Origin of the sequence: Microtetraspora sp. AC03309 (assembly GCF_020826795.1) — a bacterium.
Lineage (GTDB): Bacteria > Actinomycetota > Actinomycetes > Streptosporangiales > Streptosporangiaceae > Microtetraspora > Microtetraspora glauca.
The window spans coordinates 49218-65776 of the sequence record NZ_JADDIL010000058.1; the positions used below are offsets into that span (position 1 = coordinate 49218).

The 16559-nt window shown below is 66.9% G+C and carries 19 protein-coding genes and 1 tRNA gene; 5 read left to right on the plus strand and 15 right to left on the minus strand.

All coding sequences use genetic code 11. The features are described from left to right. Positions 1 to 4: 4 nt before the first annotated feature. Entirely contained in the window at positions 5 to 1780 is a 1776-nt protein-coding gene (locus IMZ11_RS29270) for a bifunctional UDP-sugar hydrolase/5'-nucleotidase (RefSeq protein ID WP_228645664.1), read from the minus strand. Between the two features lie 109 nt (positions 1781 to 1889). Here IMZ11_RS29270 and mshD point away from each other — a divergent pair, with 109 nt between their 5' ends. After that, positions 1890 to 2792 (plus strand): mycothiol synthase, encoded by a 903-nt coding sequence (gene mshD, locus IMZ11_RS29275; protein ID WP_228645665.1) that lies wholly within the window; start codon positions 1890 to 1892, stop codon positions 2790 to 2792. 5 nt (positions 2793 to 2797) lie between these two features. Here mshD and IMZ11_RS29280 read toward each other — a convergent pair whose 3' ends face one another. The 3 genes from IMZ11_RS29280 to dcd form a co-directional block, all read right to left on the minus strand. Further along, complete coding sequence (locus IMZ11_RS29280; protein ID WP_228645666.1) at positions 2798 to 3796, minus strand: inorganic phosphate transporter; 999 nt, start codon at positions 3794 to 3796, stop codon at positions 2798 to 2800. Next, the gene (locus IMZ11_RS29285) at positions 3797 to 4414 is read right to left on the minus strand and encodes a DUF47 domain-containing protein (protein WP_061253111.1); all 618 of its coding nucleotides are present in this window, start codon (positions 4412 to 4414) and stop codon (positions 3797 to 3799) included. 183 nt (positions 4415 to 4597) lie between these two features. Further along, positions 4598 to 5173, minus strand: coding sequence for a dCTP deaminase (gene dcd, locus IMZ11_RS29290; protein WP_061253110.1), 576 nt, complete (start codon positions 5171 to 5173; stop codon positions 4598 to 4600). Between the two features lie 319 nt (positions 5174 to 5492). Between dcd and IMZ11_RS29295 the strand changes: the two genes are divergently transcribed. Continuing rightward, a tRNA-Gly gene (locus tag IMZ11_RS29295) sits at positions 5493 to 5566 on the plus strand. A gap of 90 nt (positions 5567 to 5656) precedes the next feature. On the opposite strand, the gene IMZ11_RS29300 is transcribed toward IMZ11_RS29295, so the two are convergent. The 8 genes from IMZ11_RS29300 to IMZ11_RS29335 form a co-directional block, all read right to left on the minus strand. Further along, positions 5657 to 6640: a site-specific integrase gene (locus IMZ11_RS29300; RefSeq protein ID WP_228645667.1), complete on the minus strand. Its 984-nt coding sequence runs from the start codon at positions 6638 to 6640 to the stop codon at positions 5657 to 5659. After that, positions 6537 to 6992 carry a hypothetical protein gene (locus IMZ11_RS29305; RefSeq protein WP_228645668.1) on the minus strand — a complete coding sequence of 152 codons (456 nt, stop codon included), beginning with the start codon at positions 6990 to 6992 and terminating at the stop codon, positions 6537 to 6539. Before IMZ11_RS29305 ends, IMZ11_RS29300 begins: the two co-directional genes overlap by 104 nt. After that, positions 6992 to 7198: a helix-turn-helix domain-containing protein gene (locus IMZ11_RS29310; RefSeq protein WP_228645669.1), complete on the minus strand. Its 207-nt coding sequence runs from the start codon at positions 7196 to 7198 to the stop codon at positions 6992 to 6994. Before IMZ11_RS29310 ends, IMZ11_RS29305 begins: the two co-directional genes overlap by 1 nt. 14 nt (positions 7199 to 7212) lie before the next feature. Continuing rightward, entirely contained in the window at positions 7213 to 8796 is a 1584-nt protein-coding gene (locus IMZ11_RS29315; protein WP_228645670.1) for a helitron helicase-like domain-containing protein, read from the minus strand. 38 nt (positions 8797 to 8834) lie between these two features. Next, the gene (locus IMZ11_RS29320) at positions 8835 to 9053 is read right to left on the minus strand and encodes a hypothetical protein (RefSeq protein WP_228645671.1); all 219 of its coding nucleotides are present in this window, start codon (positions 9051 to 9053) and stop codon (positions 8835 to 8837) included. Further along, on the minus strand, positions 9046 to 10539 hold the full coding sequence (locus IMZ11_RS29325) for an FtsK/SpoIIIE domain-containing protein (protein ID WP_228645672.1): 1494 nt from the start codon (positions 10537 to 10539) through the stop codon (positions 9046 to 9048). The genes IMZ11_RS29320 and IMZ11_RS29325 overlap by 8 nt, the downstream gene beginning before the upstream one ends. A gap of 91 nt (positions 10540 to 10630) precedes the next feature. Further along, the gene (locus tag IMZ11_RS29330) at positions 10631 to 10945 is read right to left on the minus strand and encodes a hypothetical protein (protein ID WP_228645673.1); all 315 of its coding nucleotides are present in this window, start codon (positions 10943 to 10945) and stop codon (positions 10631 to 10633) included. Beyond that, a complete protein-coding gene (locus IMZ11_RS29335) occupies positions 10945 to 11361 on the minus strand; it encodes a plasmid replication, integration and excision activator (RefSeq protein WP_228645674.1) in 417 nt (138 codons plus the stop codon). The genes IMZ11_RS29330 and IMZ11_RS29335 overlap by 1 nt, the downstream gene beginning before the upstream one ends. 245 nt (positions 11362 to 11606) lie before the next feature. Here IMZ11_RS29335 and IMZ11_RS29340 point away from each other — a divergent pair, with 245 nt between their 5' ends. Continuing rightward, the gene (locus IMZ11_RS29340) at positions 11607 to 12323 is read left to right on the plus strand and encodes an alpha/beta hydrolase (protein ID WP_228645682.1); all 717 of its coding nucleotides are present in this window, start codon (positions 11607 to 11609) and stop codon (positions 12321 to 12323) included. Here the strand turns inward: IMZ11_RS29340 and IMZ11_RS29345 are convergent. Both IMZ11_RS29345 and IMZ11_RS29350 read right to left on the minus strand, forming a co-directional pair. Next, entirely contained in the window at positions 12308 to 13024 is a 717-nt protein-coding gene (locus IMZ11_RS29345; protein WP_228645675.1) for a GntR family transcriptional regulator, read from the minus strand. The two genes, IMZ11_RS29340 and IMZ11_RS29345, sit on opposite strands and share 16 nt — an antisense overlap. 399 nt (positions 13025 to 13423) lie before the next feature. Beyond that, positions 13424 to 13834 carry a hypothetical protein gene (locus IMZ11_RS29350; RefSeq protein WP_228645676.1) on the minus strand — a complete coding sequence of 137 codons (411 nt, stop codon included), beginning with the start codon at positions 13832 to 13834 and terminating at the stop codon, positions 13424 to 13426. Between the two features lie 121 nt (positions 13835 to 13955). Here IMZ11_RS29350 and IMZ11_RS29355 point away from each other — a divergent pair, with 121 nt between their 5' ends. Beyond that, the gene (locus IMZ11_RS29355; protein ID WP_228645677.1) at positions 13956 to 15173 is read left to right on the plus strand and encodes an XRE family transcriptional regulator; all 1218 of its coding nucleotides are present in this window, start codon (positions 13956 to 13958) and stop codon (positions 15171 to 15173) included. On the opposite strand, the gene IMZ11_RS29360 is transcribed toward IMZ11_RS29355, so the two are convergent. After that, positions 15154 to 15714 (minus strand): NUDIX hydrolase, encoded by a 561-nt coding sequence (locus tag IMZ11_RS29360; RefSeq protein WP_228645678.1) that lies wholly within the window; start codon positions 15712 to 15714, stop codon positions 15154 to 15156. The two genes, IMZ11_RS29355 and IMZ11_RS29360, sit on opposite strands and share 20 nt — an antisense overlap. Positions 15715 to 16048: 334 nt before the next feature. Between IMZ11_RS29360 and IMZ11_RS29365 the strand changes: the two genes are divergently transcribed. Then, positions 16049 to 16559, plus strand: a 511-nt coding sequence (locus tag IMZ11_RS29365) for a hypothetical protein (RefSeq protein ID WP_228645679.1), incomplete at its 3' end; no start/stop codon positions are given.

A 16559-nucleotide genomic window follows, 5' to 3' on the forward strand; every position in this document is an offset into this window, starting at 1 on the left:
GTGATCAACCGACCTTGGTGATCCGGGTCAGCGCGGGCGGCGCGATCGGGGAGTTGGCCGTGAGATAGGCGGTGAAGGCGTCCACGTCGAAGCCGCCGTTCCACGTCCACAGGTCGGTGCCCTTGGTGAACTCGGTGAAGGCGTCGCCACCCGAGACCAGGAAGTTGTTGGCCGCGACACGGACCGACTGGGTGTCGGTCACCGCCGCCCCATCGATCTTGAGGTCCGAGATCCGGGATCCCCAGGCCGCGCTCGCGTTGTAGCTGTACGTGAGGTTGGACGAGGGCTGCAGGATCTTGGTGAACGCCTGGGCGTTCGGGCCTCCCGTGAACTGCTGCTCCAGAACGGTCTTGAGCTCGGCGCCGGTCAGCGTGACGGCCTGCAGCAGGTTGTTGAACGGCTGCACCGCGAACGCCTCGCCGTACGTGACGACGCCGTCGCCCTCACCGGCCGGGGAACCGGCGTAGGTGAGGAGCGTCCTGACGCCTCCCGGGTTCATCAGGGCGATGTCGGCGTTGCCGCCGTCCTTCTTGGCCGCCGCGAGCTGCGCGTCCGCGATGACGTCGCCGAGCGCCGTCTCACCGCTGCCGCCCGACGGGGCGACGTTGGTGATGTCCGCGGTGATCTTGCCGACGGGCGCGTTCGCCTTGGACGCGACGGCCGTCTTCCAGTACGAGACGAGCGAATCGATCGTGGGGTCGGCGGCGTACTTGGTGATGTCGAGACCCGCGTTGGCCGGGCCCTCCACGGCGACGACCTTGTTGTCGGCGGTCACCGAGGAGCGGATGACGTCCCGGGTCTTCTTGTCCACCTGGAAGTCGATCTGGGTGAGCACCCGGCCGAAGGACGACCCCTGGGTGAAGTACCGGGTGTTGCCGGCCGGGTCGGTCGTCGTGCAGACGTACGCCTGGTGCGAGTGCCCCATGACGACGAGGTCCACGTCGGCGCTGAGGTTGGTCGCGATCGTCCTGCCCACGCCCGTGGTCAGCGGGCAGGCGTCGGGGCTCTGGTTGGCGGTGATCGAGTCACCCTCGTGGACCAGTGCGACCATCGCGTTGACGCCGCGCCTCTTCAGCCAGGCAGCAGCCCGGTTGCCCGCCTCGACCTCGTCCTGGAAGGTGAGGCCCGCGATGCTGGCGGGCGTCACGATGGACGGAGTGGTCTTGGTCACCAGTCCGATGTAACCGATCTTGACGCCGTTCACCACGCGGATCGCGATGGGCGGCAGCGCGTGCTTGCCGTCGTCGTCGACCACGTTGGCCCCGATGTAGTCGTACTTGGCGCCCTTCCACTTGCCCGCGGGCGAGCAGCCGTCCGTAGGGTGGCAGCCGCCCTTCTGGAGGCGGCGCAGCTCCGTGAGACCTTCGTCGAACTCGTGGTTGCCGACGGAGGAGACGTCGAGCCCGAGCGCTCCGAGCACCTGTACGGTGGGCTCGTCGTGGAAGGCCGCGGAGATCAGCGGCGAGGCGCCGATCAGGTCACCGGCCGCGACGACGTCGGTCCGGCCCTTGATGGTGTTCTGCTTGATCGCGGTGGCCAGATAGGCCGCGCCGCCCGCGGACTGGACGGTCACGCCCGTCTCGTTGACGATGCGGCCGCTGGACCCGGTCGGGGTCTCCAGGTTGCCGTGGAAGTCGTTCACCGTGAGCAGCCGGATCGGGATCGGCTGAGGCTTGGCGGAGGCGGTCGGCGCGGCGGCCGCGGGGAGCGCGGCCAGGGTCAGTCCCGTCGCCGCGGCGACGCCCGCCACCGCGAGGCGGAGAAGGGAGCGAGAGGTCATGGAACATGACAGTAAGACCGCGACCTTTACATGAGATGGCGAAGAGACAACGATTCGCCGCTCATGATGATGGCGGCTTTTGCCACTAGACGGAACTGAGGTATGCGACGTGGACGTGCGTGTGGAGACCAGGAGACGACTCGATGACGAACAGGTCACCGACGTCATGGAACTGGTCCGGGAGGCCGCGGAGGCCGACGGGGTGCGTCCGCTCAACGAGCACGCGATGCTGCGGCTGCGCCACGGCGGCGATCCGGGGGCGAGAGCCGTACTGATATATGAGGGCGGGACGATCGCCGGGTTCGCGCACCTGGACCCCGCCGACCCGGTGGAGGGGACCGGCGGCGAGCTGGTGGTCCGCCCGGCGCTGCGCGGCCGCGGGCTCGGGCGGCGGCTGCTTGAGGCGGTCCTGGCGGAGACCGGCGGGCGGGTCCGCCTCTGGGCGCACGGAGACCATCCGGCCGCGGGCGCGCTGGCCGCGTCCGCGGGCCTGTCGCGCGCCAGGTCGCTCTGGCAGATGCGGCGTCCGCTGGACGCGCCGTTCCCCTCCGTTAGCGTGCCCGAGGGCGTACGGCTGCGCACGTTCGTCCCCGGCGAGGACGAGGACGCGTGGGTCGCGCTCAACGCCCTGGCGTTCTCGACGCACCCCGAGCAGGGCGCGTGGACGCGGGAGGATCTGGAGCTCCGGGAGCGGGAGCCGTGGTTCGACCCCGACGGCTTCTTCCTCGCCGTACGGGACGACTCCCTGGCGGGCTTCCACTGGACCAAGGTCCACGAGGGTGACGGGCAGGATCGTGAGCCCGTCGGCGAGGTCTACGTGGTCGGCGTGGACCCCGCCGAGCAGGGCTCGGGGCTCGGCCGCGCGCTGACGCTCGCCGGCCTCGAGCACCTGCGCTCGCGCGGCCTCGCCCAGGTGATGCTGTACGTGGACGAGGAGAACAGGGCCGCGGTCAGGCTGTACGAGTCACTCGGGTTCACCCGTTGGAACACGGACGTGATGTACCGCGGCTGAGGCTCCTACTCCAGGATCCAGTGCAGGCCGAGGTAGGCCAGGGCGGCCACCACGGCGGCGGCGGGGATCGTGAGCACCCAGGCGGTCACGATGTTGCCCGCGATCCCCCACCGCACGGCCGACAGGCGCTTGGTGGCGCCCACGCCCATGATCGCGCTGGTGACGGTGTGCGTGGTCGAGATCGGCGCTCCGAAACCGATCGCGGCGGTGTAGAGGACGGACGCGGCCGCCGCCTCGGCCGCGAAGCCGCGCGGCGGGTCCAGGTGGATGATCCGCCGGCCCAGTGTCCGCATGATGCGCCAGCCACCGGCGTACGTGCCGAGGGAGATGGCCGCGGCCGAGGCGGTGATGACCCACTCGGGGATTCCCGCGTCCGGCGAGACGTAGCCGCCCACGACGAGCGCGAGGAAGATGACGCCCATGGTCTTCTGCGCGTCCTGGAGGCCGTGACCGAGCGCCATGGCCGCCGCCGACACGGTCTGGGCGTACCGGAAGCCCCGGCTGGTCGAGCGCGGACTCGACTTGCGGAAGATCCAGAGGATGATGATCATGATGATGCCGCCCAGGATGAATCCGACGACGGGCGACAGAACCATGGGGATGACGACCTTCTCCACCACACCGCTCCAGTGCACGGTGGCGCTCGCGGCGATGGCGGAGCCGACCAGACCGCCGATGAGGGCGTGACTGCTCGACGAGGGCAGGCCGAAGTACCAGGTGATGAGGTTCCAGACGATCGCTCCGATGAGCGCCCCGCCCACGACTATCAGGCCGTGCGAGCCGTTCGGAGCGTCGATGATCCCTTTGCCCACCGTCTGGGCGACCGAGGTACCGAGGTGCGCGCCGATGAAGTTCATCACGGCGGCGAGGAGCAACGCGATCCGCGGGGTCAGCGCCCGCGTGGACACGGAGGTCGCGATCGCGTTGGCGGCGTCATGGAAGCCGTTGGTGTAGTCGAACACCAGAGCGACGACGATGACGCCGATGACGAGTGCGAGCTCCACTTAGCTTTCCTTGACCGCGATCGACTCGATCGTGTTCGCCACGTGTTCGAACGCGTCCGCGGCGAGTTCGAGCTGCTCGATGACCTCACGCATCTTCATGACCATGAGGGCGTCGTACTCGCCGCTGAAGAGCTTGGCCAGGAGCCGGCGGTAGATCTGGTCGGCCTGGTTCTCCAGCCGGTTGATCTCGATCCAGTACTCGTTGAGGTTCTGCATCGAACGCAGGCGCGGCATGGCGTCGGCGGTCAGTTCGGCGGCCCTCTCCAGCACCTCGACCTGACGGACGACCTCTTTGGGCAGGTGGTCGATCTGGTAGAGGACGATGAGGTCGGCGGCCGCCTCCATGAAGTCCATGACGTCGTCGAGGTTCGAGGCGAGGCGATAGATGTCCTCACGGTCGAACGGCGTGATGAAGCTCTCGTTGAGACGCTTCATGATCGCGTGAGTGCGCTCGTCACCCGCGTGTTCGCAGGCCCGCATCTTGTCGGCCAGGGCCTCCCGGTCCGATCCGTCACTGATGATCTCTACCAGTAGCCGGGATGCGGTGACGAGGTTGTTCGCGGAGTCGGCGAACAAGTCGTAATAGCTGTCCTCACGGGGCGTGAGACGCAGGCGCACGTCATTCTCCAGAGGTGAGGTGCGGGGATGGTCCGCAGAGAAGAGTACGGGTAACCAGTTGAGATGCGAACTTAAGGGTATGCATGCCCGCTTGTAACCATCTCTTCCTGTTATGGCTGCCCTGAGGTCAGGTGCCAACACCTGGGCGGTTGCGAGGTGCAGCGAGCCTGGTGAGGCCCGTGTTCATATCTTCGTGCGGTGAAAGTTCAGGAACGACCGGCTCGGCGTCGGCCCGCGCTGCCCCTGGTAGCGGGAGCCGTACCTCCGGGAACCGTACGGGAACTCGGCGGGTGAGCTGAGCCGGAACATGCACAGCTGGCCGATCTTCATGCCCGGCCAGAGCTTTATCGGCAATGTGGCGACATTGGACAACTCCAGAGTGACATGCCCGTCGAACCCCGGATCGATGAAGCCCGCGGTCGAATGGGTGAGCAGGCCCAGCCTGCCCAGGCTCGACTTGCCCTCCAGTCTGGACGCGATGTCGTCCGGGAGGCTGATCACCTCGTACGTGCTGGCCAGGACGAACTCGCCGGGGTGCAGGATGAACGGGTCGTCGCCTTCCGGCTCGACCAGTCGGGTGAGGTCGGGCTGCTCCATGGCCGGGTCGATGTGCGGGTACCGGTGGTTTTCGAACACACGGAAGAACCGGTCCAGCCGTACGTCCACGCTGGACGGCTGGATCATCTCCGGTTCGTACGGGTCGATCTTGACCCGTCCGGTCTCGATTTCGGCACGGATGTCACGGTCGGAAAGCAACACGCGTGCAAGGGTAACCGCCCCCACTCCGACGTCGTGGTGGACATCGACCGGAAGAGGCACACCCATCCGGGCTCACACCCCTGATGTGGGTCTCACCTCCCCCGAATCCGCCCTGCGACAGGGACACGACGCACCTCGGGGGTGAATCTTGGCTCGACCTCTCGGGCCAGGCGCCCGGCCCGATGGCGGCACCCCGGGACGGCACACGACCACCACCGGTGAGCCATGAGATCTTTCGGAACTTCTCGGCCTCGACGACGAGACCACGCCGACTTTCCGCTAGAGTGATGGACGCGGTCGGCTCTTCGGAACGGCCGATGCGGGTGTAGTTCAATGGCAGAACATCAGCTTCCCAAGCTGACAGCGCGGGTTCGATTCCCGTCACCCGCTCCAACCACGAAGGCCCAGGTCAGGGAGTAGATCCCCACCCGGGCCTTGATCATTTCTGACACCTGTTCGATCTTCCGTGCAATTAGCGTGCAATTAGCCGACGGGGACGAGCGTGCCCGCCGAGCCGTCCTCGTCCTCGTCACTTGCTCGGCTGATGTGCTTGTCGATCGCGTCCGTGATCGCCTTGTCCGCCCCGCGTACGGCGTGCTGATAGATCATGGCCGCCCTGACGTTGTCGTGTCCCATCCGGGCCATCAGGTCCTTGAGCCCCGCGCCCGACTCCGCCGCGAGCATGTTGCCAGTGTGACGAAGGTCATGGAAGTGGAGGCCCGGCATTCCCATCTCGCGGACCACATCTACCCAACGGATACGGGCGTTGAAGCCGCTCCGTCGCAGTGCGCCGCCCTTTGCGCCGGGGAAGAGGAGCGCGCCCGGTTCGTCGAGGACGTAGGTACTCAGGTGCTCACGCAGTGCGGGGATGATCGCCTGCGGGATGCCGATCACCCGCCGTCCCGCCTTGGACTTCGGAGGCCCGAGAACCAGCTCACCCGTAGACCGCTCGATGAAGGCCGCCCGAACGCGAACCGTCGCGGCCTCCAGATCGAGGTCACTACGGCGAAGCGCGCTCACCTCACCCCATCGCAGACTCGCGAAGGTCGCCAGCAGCACCAGGGCGCGGAACCGCCGATCCTGGGTGGAGTCGGCCCGGCCGTCCGTGCCCATCTTCCACAGCGCCCGCTCAGCATCACCCCTCGTCATGAAGACCTCGGGATGAGTACGCATCTCGCCATGCCGCTGGAAACGCAGCCGGTAGGCACCGTTCTTGACCTTGCGGACGTTGCCGATCGGACGACGCGCGATGCGGTCGGCCAGTTCGAAGACCTGGGCCACGGTCAGCACCGGGCGTTCCTCGGGATGCTCGTCGCCGGCCCCGCGGATCCGGCACGGGTTGGCCGGGATGATCTGGTCATCCTCAGCCGCCGTCATCAGCACCGCCCGTAGCAGCCGGTACGCCTTGGCCGCCATCGAGACCGAGACCCCGTTGCCGAGCAGGTCGGCCCGCCACTGCCGAATCATCGCCGTAGACAGCTTGCCGAGCTGGACGCCGCCGAGATACGGCGTGATGTGCTTCTTGAGCAGCCACGTATAGGTCGACAGTGCGTGGACGCAGCCCCGGACGCTGAGAGATCCATGTCTCGGCGTAGTCCTTGAGCTTGATCTTTCCGCGATCCGGGTCCGTCCACTCCCCCGAGATCATTTTGGCCTCGATCAGCGTGAGCGCCCGTTCGGCATCGCCTTTGCGCTCGTACGTCTCGGAGCCCGTTCGCCTGCGCCCGTCCGGACCCAGGTAGCTCACCTGGTAACGCCCAGAGGGAAGCTGACGGATGTTGCCGAAACGGCGATGGTTTGGCTTGTTGCCTTTGGCCATCAGGCCGCCCTCCCCGAGACGTCGTGAGCCGTCAGGGGCGCGACGGTGCCCGCGACGATGAAGGCGATCAATGCTGACTCTGAGATCCGGACGTGGCGGCCTACCTTGACGAACTCGATGCGCCGTTCCGCGATCAGGCGACGAACGAAACGGACCGAGGTGTTCAACCGTTCGGCCGCTTCGGAGGCGGTGAGCAGTGGATCCAAGGATGTCCCTCCCTTCAGGCCGCAGGCCGAGTTGCCGAAAGATCTTGGTCGGGTTGTCCGTCTGCTTGGGCCTGGAGCCGGGCCAGGTGGTTGCGCCATCGCTGGCGTTCGTGGACCGAGCGCAGGAGCCGGACGCCGATGGGGTCGAGGCCGGGATCACCAGGCTTGACCTGCCGCCAGACGTAGCGGTGCGGGTCGACGGGTTCGTCTGGGAGGCCGAGGGCTTCCAGGACCCAGGTCCGGCGGTCGTGCTTGTGCTCGGTCAGGGTCTTGTTCGACCACTTGCGAGAGACCAAGACGCGCCGCCCGGCGTAGCCGAGGTGTTCGGGCTTGTGCGCCTTGCCCCGGCATCGGCCTGGGGTCATGCCCGGCTTCGCGTTCTTGGGCTGTACGCCGTAGCGGAGCCAGTTCGGGCAGGTGGGCGAGCACGGCTCGTATCGGAGGGCCGCGCCGAGGCGTTTGGCGTGGAGCCGCTGAGTCTCGTCTTCCGGGTCGATCGCGTCGCCGATGGAATTGGTCAGGTACTTGGACAGGTAGCGGATGCACGTGTCGGCATCGGTGGTCCCGGCGAGGACGCCTTGGATGTCGAGCTGCGGGCCGAAGCGGACCAGGTGCAGGGGTTCGGCGTCGTCGTCCTGGTCGAGTTCGTCGAGGGCTTCATCCCAGGTGGGCAGGACCTCGCCGGTTTCCGGGTCGAGGTAGTCGGCCCCGTCCGCCCAGACGGGCAGGTGATCGCCCTCGAACACGACTTGATCGACGGGGGGCCACCACGCCTGGTGGTAGGTGGCCGCCGCGATCTGCTTGATCTCCGCGCGCGGCAGGTGTCCCCGGACGGCCATGTGCAGGTGCGGGGCGAGCCGCTTCTGAGGTTCGACCGTCGCGAAGTACTGGACATCGAACCCGGCCACGCGGCGGAGGTTCTGCACGAACCGGTCCACCAGCTTGGAGAAGTGCAGCGCGTCCCGAGCCGCCCGCGCGTAGTCGTAGGTGCTCGGATCGACGGGTGCGCCGTTCTTCCTGACCCGCCCGTACGACGGCAGGGTGAGGGTGATGAACATCGACGGCCGGAACGTCCTGCCGTCCGCACCGGTGAAGGTCCGCCCGAGCGTCGTGGTGCTCATGGTCCGCTTGGGCAGGTCCGGGGCGTCCTGCCGCCGACGAGTCGAGCGCGACCGCTTCCCCAAGGTGCGGCCGAGGACGGTGCCGCGCATCCCGGCCCGGTTGATCTCGTCGTCGAGGTCGCCTATCGCCGCGTCCAGGTCGGTGGTGTCGTCGCCGGCCTTTTCCGCCTCGTCCCGCCAGGCCTGGGCATCGGCCCGGAGTTCGACGAGGTACCGCTGATAGTCGTCCGCCTCGTTCGGGGTGTTGACCGGCTCATGGTCGAGGTGCCAGCCCTCCCGGCACTGGGCCATCCGAAGCTGCCGGTTCCGCTTCGCACACGGAGGGCACTTGCTCTCCAAAGTCGCCCCGCACGGCACGTCGATCGTTTCGACCTTGCCCGTGTAGGTGTCGAGCCGCCGGAGCGCGATCGGGCGGATGCACACGCCGTACTGCTTGGCGATCTCTTCAACGACCTCTCGGGCGAGCGGTTGAGCCATCCGCACCGCCCGAGGGGTCGCCCTGTCCGTCGTATTGGTCACCGGCCACCGCCACAGACGTCGAAGCCGTCGAGGGGGCTGATCGAGTCGGGACCGTCGATCGAGTCGAAGCCGTCGAGGGGGTCGAGCAATATGGACGCCTTCTCACCGCACTCACGGCACTCGACCACGCCCCAGACCGGGTACAGCCAGAGAGCGTTGGAAGTGCCGCAGGCCGCGCAGGTCAGTTCGTCGAGCAGGTGGGCGATCTCAACCATTGGCCCGCGCCCCCTCACGCTCCACGACCGCGAAGCGCTGTGCCGGGATGGACTCGGCAGGCGTCGGGCCTGTGGGCATGGCGTACTCGGCGACCATGGCGCGGATGTCGTCATCGGAGACGTACGCGGCCCGGACCCGCACCGGGTCGGGTGAGGTTTCCAGCCGGACGTATCCGACCCCGGCCCCGAGCGTGGGAACCGGTGAGATGTGGTCGGCCAGAGCGCCGCGATCACGAGCGCCGTCGCCGAGGACCATGTCCACCTGCTCGGACTCATCGAGCCGGAGCGCGATCTTGTCGGGAAACAGGTTGCGGATGTTCATGACCTCCTTGCGCGGGTCCTGAAGCGCGGCCATGACCCCGACGCCGACGGCGCGCCCCTGGGTGGTGAGCGTGGCGAGCGCGGCTATGATCCGCAGCTTCAGGCCCTTGTCGGACTGGTAGGCGGTCAGGAACGCAACTTCGTCGACGAGGACCAGGACGAACGGATCCGCCACGGTCGGCGTGTGGGAGCGCTGGAGGCCGCCGAAGCGGTCCGCGCGTTCCTGCATCACCGCCACGGCCGCCTCAAGCAGGTCCGCACAGTCGGCAGGGTCGGCCGCATACCGGTCGCCGAACAGCGCCCGTCCGAAGGACAGTTCCATCCGCTTGGGATCCAGCGCCCAGACCTGAGTGAGGCCCGCTCGCATCGCCGGGAGCAGCCCGCGGATCGTCCCCCACAGATAGGAGCCCTTGCCAGCCCCGGTAGCGCCCGCAATCAGAACATGAGTCCCGTGGACTTTGAGCCGCAGCGGCCGACCGTCCTCACACGCGCCGATCTCGACGGGACCGACCGATGCCGTGTCCGGGATCGGGACGGCGGGCAGAGGCACGGCGAGCGGGTCAGGACGCGGGAACGTGAGCACGAGGCGACCGGCGCGAGCGACGGTCACGCGGCAGCTGCGGGAGCCGAAGCCGTGGGCGAGGTGCTCGGCCCGGTCGGTCCAGTCCTTGACCGCCTGACCGTTGAGCATCTTCACCGTGACGCGGTCGGCCCAGCCGTCGCACTCGACCCGCGCCAGCCGGGGCAGGTAGTCCCGGCCGCGTAAGTGCCGACCGAGCCCGGAGACGATCATCACGGGCTGCCAGTGACGCCGGTAGATCCAGATGCGCCGCCAGAAGGCGAGTAGTCGCCAGCCGATGATCCGTAGGAACGAGGCCCGGTTGAGCGACGCCCAGGACAGGCCCGCCAGGAGGACGAGGCCGACGAGGACCAGGGCGAGAGGCCAGCCGTACAGGGTCCAGATCACGCCGGGGGCGGCCGGGACGGTGACGGCGATCGGGTGCCGCCAGGCGAGCCGGACCAGTCCCGCGACCAGACGCGACAGCCAGATCACGATCGTGACGAACGCGGGAGTTCGGACAATGGCCGGACGGAAGACAACAGCAGTGTCCGGAGTGGTGGAGACGAGGTTACGCGCCTCGTCTCCGGGCAGCTTGCGCAGCATTAGGCTTGGTTTCCTCTCTCAAGCATTCGCGTGTGTGGGAGATCTGAGGGGCCGCCGGAAGTTGCCGCTTCCAGCGGCCCCGCTTCATGTCTCAGGCCGCCTCACCGGAGGCCGGAGACGTGGCCGACTGGTGTTCGTCGTGCAGGCGCTCGCAGTCGGCCAGGTAGCGCGCGGCGGCGTTGAAGATCTGCCGGGCGATGTCGAGGTCAGCAGTGGTGACCGGTCCGGCCCCGCTGGTCGAGACGGTGATGTCGGCCTCGTTGGACTCGATCGACAGGTACGGCCGCCCGGAGTCGAGCACCGAGGCCTCCACCCGCAGATCCGGCGTGTAGAACGAGACGCCGAGCCGGAGCGGCTTGCCCGGATCGATCGACATCGCCACGTAGGTGTACGGGTCGCGCTCCATCAGGCCGCCGCCTCCTTACCGGCGCTGCTCTGCTTGCTGCCGGCCACCGGGTGAGGAGCCCGCATCGCTCGCGCGGTGATGGAGTAGGCCAGCCGCCCCGTGGACTGGTTCACGTACGGCCTGACCTCGATGCCGTCGAACTCCACCGGGGTGAACGGCAGGCCCGGCAGGGATGGCGGCATGGTCGGCTCGATCTCGGCGAGGAGCTTGACCGTGACGGTCTTGGCCGCTGCCTTCAGCGAGGGGTCGGCGTCCATCACGGGCGCCTGCCAGATCGGGAGGCCGGTGGTCTTGTCCCTGGCCTGGGCGTCGCCCTTGGCGTCGAAGTCCTTGGCCTTGCCGATCTCGCCGACGACGTAGCAGCCGTGCGGGAACAGCAGGTCGATGCTGATCGGGATGGGTCCCTGGATAGCCATGTCTGTCTCCTTTCGCTCAGGACAACCCGTCAGACGGTCGTCCACTTGTCCGCTTGAGTTGACTGTAGGCGGACCCCACTCGTCCGCACAAGTAACCGAGCGAAACGAGCAAGGTAAGACCTACCTAGCCTGCGCGTCGAGGCGCGCGCCACCACTCAGAGATGAGGCGCATAGCTGTGCTTAGAGGTCTAAGATCGCTCTCTCTTTGCGGTTGACCTTAGGGGGCGGGCGAAGTGGCCGTTGCGGTGCTAGTTCACGGCTTGTATCACCGCTCCGAGCACTTCGCCTTGGTCACTAAGGGCCTACAGGCAGCAGGCAACGAGGTCGTCGTTCCCGAACTACACCGGGGCTCGTTGAAGGCGGATACGGCAGCGGTACAGGCCGCCATTGACGAACTAGAGGAGCCACCCGTCGTTCTGGGCCACTCATACGGCGGATCAGTGATCACCGGCCTGCGAGGAGCGGGGCACTTGGTCTATCTGGCAGCCTTCGTACCCGACGTACATGAAAGCGCGGCAAGTCTGGGCGGGACATCCCCTCAGCTTCGCGAAGCCATCGTGCCGGAACCGGACGGTTTCACGCGGCTGCAACCCGACCTGGCCGCAGACGTCTTCTATGCCGACTGCCCCGAGCATCTCGCGGCCTGGGCGGTGAACCTGCTGTGCGCCCAAGCACCTGGTTGCGGCCGTGGGGTCCCGGAGTATCACAGCTGGAAGAACACGCCCTCGACCTACGTCGTCTGCAGGGAAGATCGGGCGATTGCTCCGGACGTGCAACGCATGATGGCCAAGCGCTGTGAGTCCGTCCGCGAGTGGGGCACAGGGCATTCCCCGTTTATCGGACAACCTCAGCTTGTCATCGAACTCCTACAGGAGCTTCTCGGCACCCCGAGTGCCCCGCCGAGTGCGACGGGCAACGCTTTGCATGGCTCCTACCTGAAGTCGGCCTATGACGCGGGATAGACATCCTCCAGCTCATGCAGGTCACCGGGCAGGGCCAGGCTCGCCACCATCAGCACCACCCCCGCCGGATCGTGCACCGTAGCCAGCACACCCAGCACCGGAGCCGACGACCCGAGAAGGTCGGCTTCCTCCTTGGTCGGCTTACGCGCGGCCAGCCGTTCCGTGACGTGGTCGAACCGCAGATGCTTGACCGCCTGGAGATGCTGACGAACCCCATGCCGGAGCGGATCAGGCTTGTCCAGATCGGTGCCCACGGCGATCTCCAGGGGGAACCACAGGGTCTCCGTCGCCGACACCCGGCCTCCGTGCTTGGATACGCGCTGACGAGCGATCACGGGGGTTCGCTCGTCAACGCCCAGCAGGCGGGCAACGTACCGAGGGGCCGGCACCCGGGACACGCTGACGATGTTCTCGGCGTTCTCGGCTTGCTCGGCCGTCGCAAGGCCCGGCCGTACCCGCTCAACCGGGCTTTCGGGTCGGCCCTTCACGAAGGATCCGCGGCCGTGCTCACGCTCGATCCATCCTTGCATCGCGAGGGTTTGGAGTGCCCGAACGACGGTCGTACGGCCCACCCCGAACTCGCGGACGAGCTGAGTCTCGGACGGCAGCATGTCACCGGGCGAGTACTCGCCGTCCCGGATACGCTGCTGAATCGCCGTCATCACCTGGGCGTACTTGGGAGGGGCGAAGTCCATGCTCATGCTAACCGCCCAATCACTTTTCCACTTGTCTGCATAAGCACAGTAGCGGCTGAGTGGGTGCCTGTCAGGACCTCAGCAGCCAGCGGGAAGGGCTATCTCATCGCGCCGAACAGCAGCGCCGCCCACATCTGTCGCGCCTCAGCTTCCCGCCACGCATGGCTTTGGGTCACAACCGGCTTGAGTTGATCGCCGCTCATTCGCTGGATGAACCACACGCCACCGCCCTGGCACAGCTCGTACCAGGTCGCGCGATGCTCGTGACAGGTCGAGGCCACACACGGAGCCGGGCGAACCGGCGGGTGGCGTGCCAGGCAAGCCGCTCGATATCCGACCGCATCGGTGGAAGGTGCGGCATGCCGCAGGACGTAACCGGGGCGACGGTACGCGTCTTCGTCGTGCTCACTTGCCAGTCCGTTCGAAGCGGACCTGTCCGGCAGCGTCCAGCGTCGCTTTGAAGATCACGCGTCGGGACCAGTCGTCCGGGACAGTGCCGAAGTCGTAGACCCGGTACGTGATCCGCCCCCACGGCTTGCTGCCCGGGTCCATCCGGCGCAGTGCCTTACGCAGCTCGTCCATCGAGGTGGCCTGCCCCGCGCTGGTCCCGCACGGCCCGAGCTGCTCGGCCCCACCGACCGTGACGAACACCTCCCACTCGAACATCTCGACGAGCACCTGCCCGCCGTCGCAGTACAGGCAGTCCTCACGCGAGGAGGTCTCGTAACCGAGCATCGCGGCCGTCGCCTGCCCGCGCCGGATCACGATCTTCCAGCCGCGCCCGTCGCACGCGGTGCACTTAACCGGAGTTGTCATGCCCGAAAGAATGAATCGCGGAAGATTCCGCTCCTATCCCATCGGGATATATCACCGGGAGATATAGAGTTCCCAGCAACAGCCATGCGCCACCAGCCCGGGGAAACGACCGGAGGCAGGAATGCACGGGAACGCTTTCGAACCGATCCAGATCCCCGCACGGGTATGGGACCGCGACGAAAGCCGGGAAATCCTCAAAAACCGCGACATAGCCGGACTGTTCACCCTCGCGGTCAAGTACGCCGGTGCCAGCCAGACACGGATCAGCGCCGCCACCGGCATCGCCCAAGGCCGCATCAGCCAGCACATGCGCGGGCAGCGCCAGGTCACCGACCTTGAGGTCTACGAGCGCATCGCCGCCGGCCTCAGCCTGCCCGACCACGCCCGGATGCTGCTCGGCCTCGCCCCGCTCGACATCGCCTCACCCACCGGCGACTACGGCGACGAGCACCAGGAGCAGGCTGAGGAACTCACCGCCCGAATCGCAGCCGCCGCAGCCATCGACCCCACAATGGTGATGATCCTCAGCACCGACACCAATAACCTTCGGCTACTTGACCGTCGCCTCGGCAGCGCTGCCATCGCCGACAAAATGCGCGCCCAAATATCCCAAATAGAGCGCGCCCATCACCACGCCGTACAGCCTAAAACTCGCGCCCAACTCGCCCACGTACTCGCCGAAACCGAATCACTCGCCGGATGGCAGGCGATCAACACCGGTGCTCTAAACGACGCCTGGACCCACTACGAGAACGCCAAGGCAGCCGCCCGCGAAGCCGACGACCCCGCCGTACTCGCCTACGTCTCCGCCGAACAGGCCTACGTCCTCATGGACCTGGGACAGCCGGCGCAGGCGACCGAACTCCTCCAGTACATCCACACCACCCATGGCGACCGAATCCCCGACCGGCTGCGCACATGGCTTTCCGCAGCCGAGGCCGAAGCCGCCGCCACCCTGGGCGACGAGACCACCTGCCGGGCCGCGCTCGACCAAGCCGCCGCCCTGCTACCGGACGGCCCTGGCGACCCAGACATGCCGTACCTGTCCATCGACGCCCACCACCTCGCCCGATGGCGGAGCAACTGCCTCATTCGCTTCGGTAACCCCGGAACCATCGAGGACCTCCGCTCAGCGCTCGTCGGGATGGACGGCACCTACAACCGGGCGGAAGCCGCGCTTCGCTGCGACCTCGGACACGCACTGTTAGCCCTGGGAGACCCAGAAGCCGCCCAACCCCACATCCAGCGCGCCCAGCACCTCGCGACCATGACCGGATCACGCCGCCAACGCAAGCGCATCGACGAACTCACCCGACTGGCTACGCGCGCCCTCCGTTGAGCCGCTCCCGCGCCGCATACAGGCCGACAAGCGTCCCCGAGGTCCAGATGTCACCGCGGGCGATCATGTCCGGGATCTCCTTCATCGGAATCCACTCGATCAGGTCCGCCTCGATCTCACCCGTCGGTTCCTTGACGAACTCGGCACCTCGCGCGAGGAACAGATCATGCTGAGAGTCGACCATGCCCGCCATCGGCTGATAGGTGACCAGGTGCTCGATCTCCTTGACCCGATACCCGGTCTCTTCCTCGACCTCGCGAGCGGCCGTCGCCATCGGATCCTCACCGGCATCGACCAGCCCGCCGGGGAGTTCCCAGCCCCAACGGTCGAAGAGGAACCGATGTCGCCACATCATCAACACCCGGTTCTGATCGTCGACCACCACCGCGATAGACGCCCGGTCCAGATGCACCGCGTGATGCTCGAACCGCTCTCCGTCTGGGATCTCGACATCAACCAGGCCCAACCGGATCCACCGGTTGTCGTAGATCAGCCGTTCGCCGTGCACGATCCAGCGCGTCTGTTCCTCGTTGGTAGCCACACCGCGACGCTACCGCCCAACATCGCCGACGTACACGGGCCTGAGACAGAACAACCACCACAGGTACCTTGCCGAAGAGAACGGGGCCCGGCCACCCCTAAGGAGTTCCAACCCTGCACCCCGAATGGCGGAGAAGGGCTCATCAGGTACGCCCAGAGAATCTTGCCCTTGATCGCCTTGCTCGGCGAACCAAAAGAGATGGGCAACACGTCCCAGTGAAGTGCGATCTCTTCGGGTAGTTCTCGCCCTGCTCGCCGTCGTCGCTCTCGCCGGATGCGACCGCGAGGAAGACAGGGCCAAATTGGATCACGTCGTAACCGCTTCATGCCCGAAGATGCCGAACCCGGACCTGTCCACACCACGCCAACCGCTCCCCGACGACTTCACACCGGTCCAGGTCATCCGCTGCCGTTGGGAGTCTCGCCTTCTGCCCGGCAAGGGGCTCTGGGAGGTCGTGATCCAAGAGCACGCCGACGGCCCCGCAACCGGGCTGATGACCGAGCTACGCCGCCCGTCCGAGAGGTCGTTGTTCGGCCAGGCCTGCACGCTTGAGGGCTTCCTGGTCGATTACTTCGTCGTGGTCGACTCTTCCGGCAGGGCGGTGCTACCCGACGTGCCGACCCGCGTATGCGGAGAGCCGTTCCCCTCCGCTCTGGCCGCCATTCGCAGCCTGCCGTACCACGTCGACAAACAGATACCCATTCGGAGGAGAGAGAGCGAAAAGGCCTTCCGGACTGACTGTAGCGACAAGTACCCAGACCTTCTCCGCCGCCAGGGAGAGCAATCGTCAAGACCTGTGGATCAAGATCTTTTAGGCGGCTATCGACGGGTCCTCAATGGCCGGT

Excerpts from the sequence above, each read along its gene's own strand:
- IMZ11_RS29345 (WP_228645675.1), bottom strand. The coding sequence starts at position 13,024 with ATGAGCATGGACTTCGCCCCTCCCAAGTACGCCCAGGTGATGACGGCG.
- IMZ11_RS29270 (WP_228645664.1), bottom strand. The coding sequence starts at position 1,780 with ATGACCTCTCGCTCCCTTCTCCGCCTCGCGGTGGCGGGCGTCGCCGCG.
- IMZ11_RS29300 (WP_228645667.1), bottom strand. The coding sequence starts at position 6,640 with ATGATTCGGCAGTGGCGGGCCGACCTGCTCGGCAACGGGGTCTCGGTC.
- IMZ11_RS29315 (WP_228645670.1), bottom strand. The coding sequence starts at position 8,796 with ATGGCTCAACCGCTCGCCCGAGAGGTCGTTGAAGAGATCGCCAAGCAG.
- IMZ11_RS29355 (WP_228645677.1), top strand. The coding sequence starts at position 13,956 with ATGCACGGGAACGCTTTCGAACCGATCCAGATCCCCGCACGGGTATGG.
- IMZ11_RS29330 (WP_228645673.1), bottom strand. The coding sequence starts at position 10,945 with ATGGAGCGCGACCCGTACACCTACGTGGCGATGTCGATCGATCCGGGC.
- IMZ11_RS29320 (WP_228645671.1), bottom strand. The coding sequence starts at position 9,053 with ATGGTTGAGATCGCCCACCTGCTCGACGAACTGACCTGCGCGGCCTGC.
- IMZ11_RS29305 (WP_228645668.1), bottom strand. The coding sequence starts at position 6,992 with ATGGCCAAAGGCAACAAGCCAAACCATCGCCGTTTCGGCAACATCCGT.
- IMZ11_RS29335 (WP_228645674.1), bottom strand. The coding sequence starts at position 11,361 with ATGGCTATCCAGGGACCCATCCCGATCAGCATCGACCTGCTGTTCCCG.
- IMZ11_RS29325 (WP_228645672.1), bottom strand. The coding sequence starts at position 10,539 with ATGCTGCGCAAGCTGCCCGGAGACGAGGCGCGTAACCTCGTCTCCACC.
- IMZ11_RS29350 (WP_228645676.1), bottom strand. The coding sequence starts at position 13,834 with ATGACAACTCCGGTTAAGTGCACCGCGTGCGACGGGCGCGGCTGGAAG.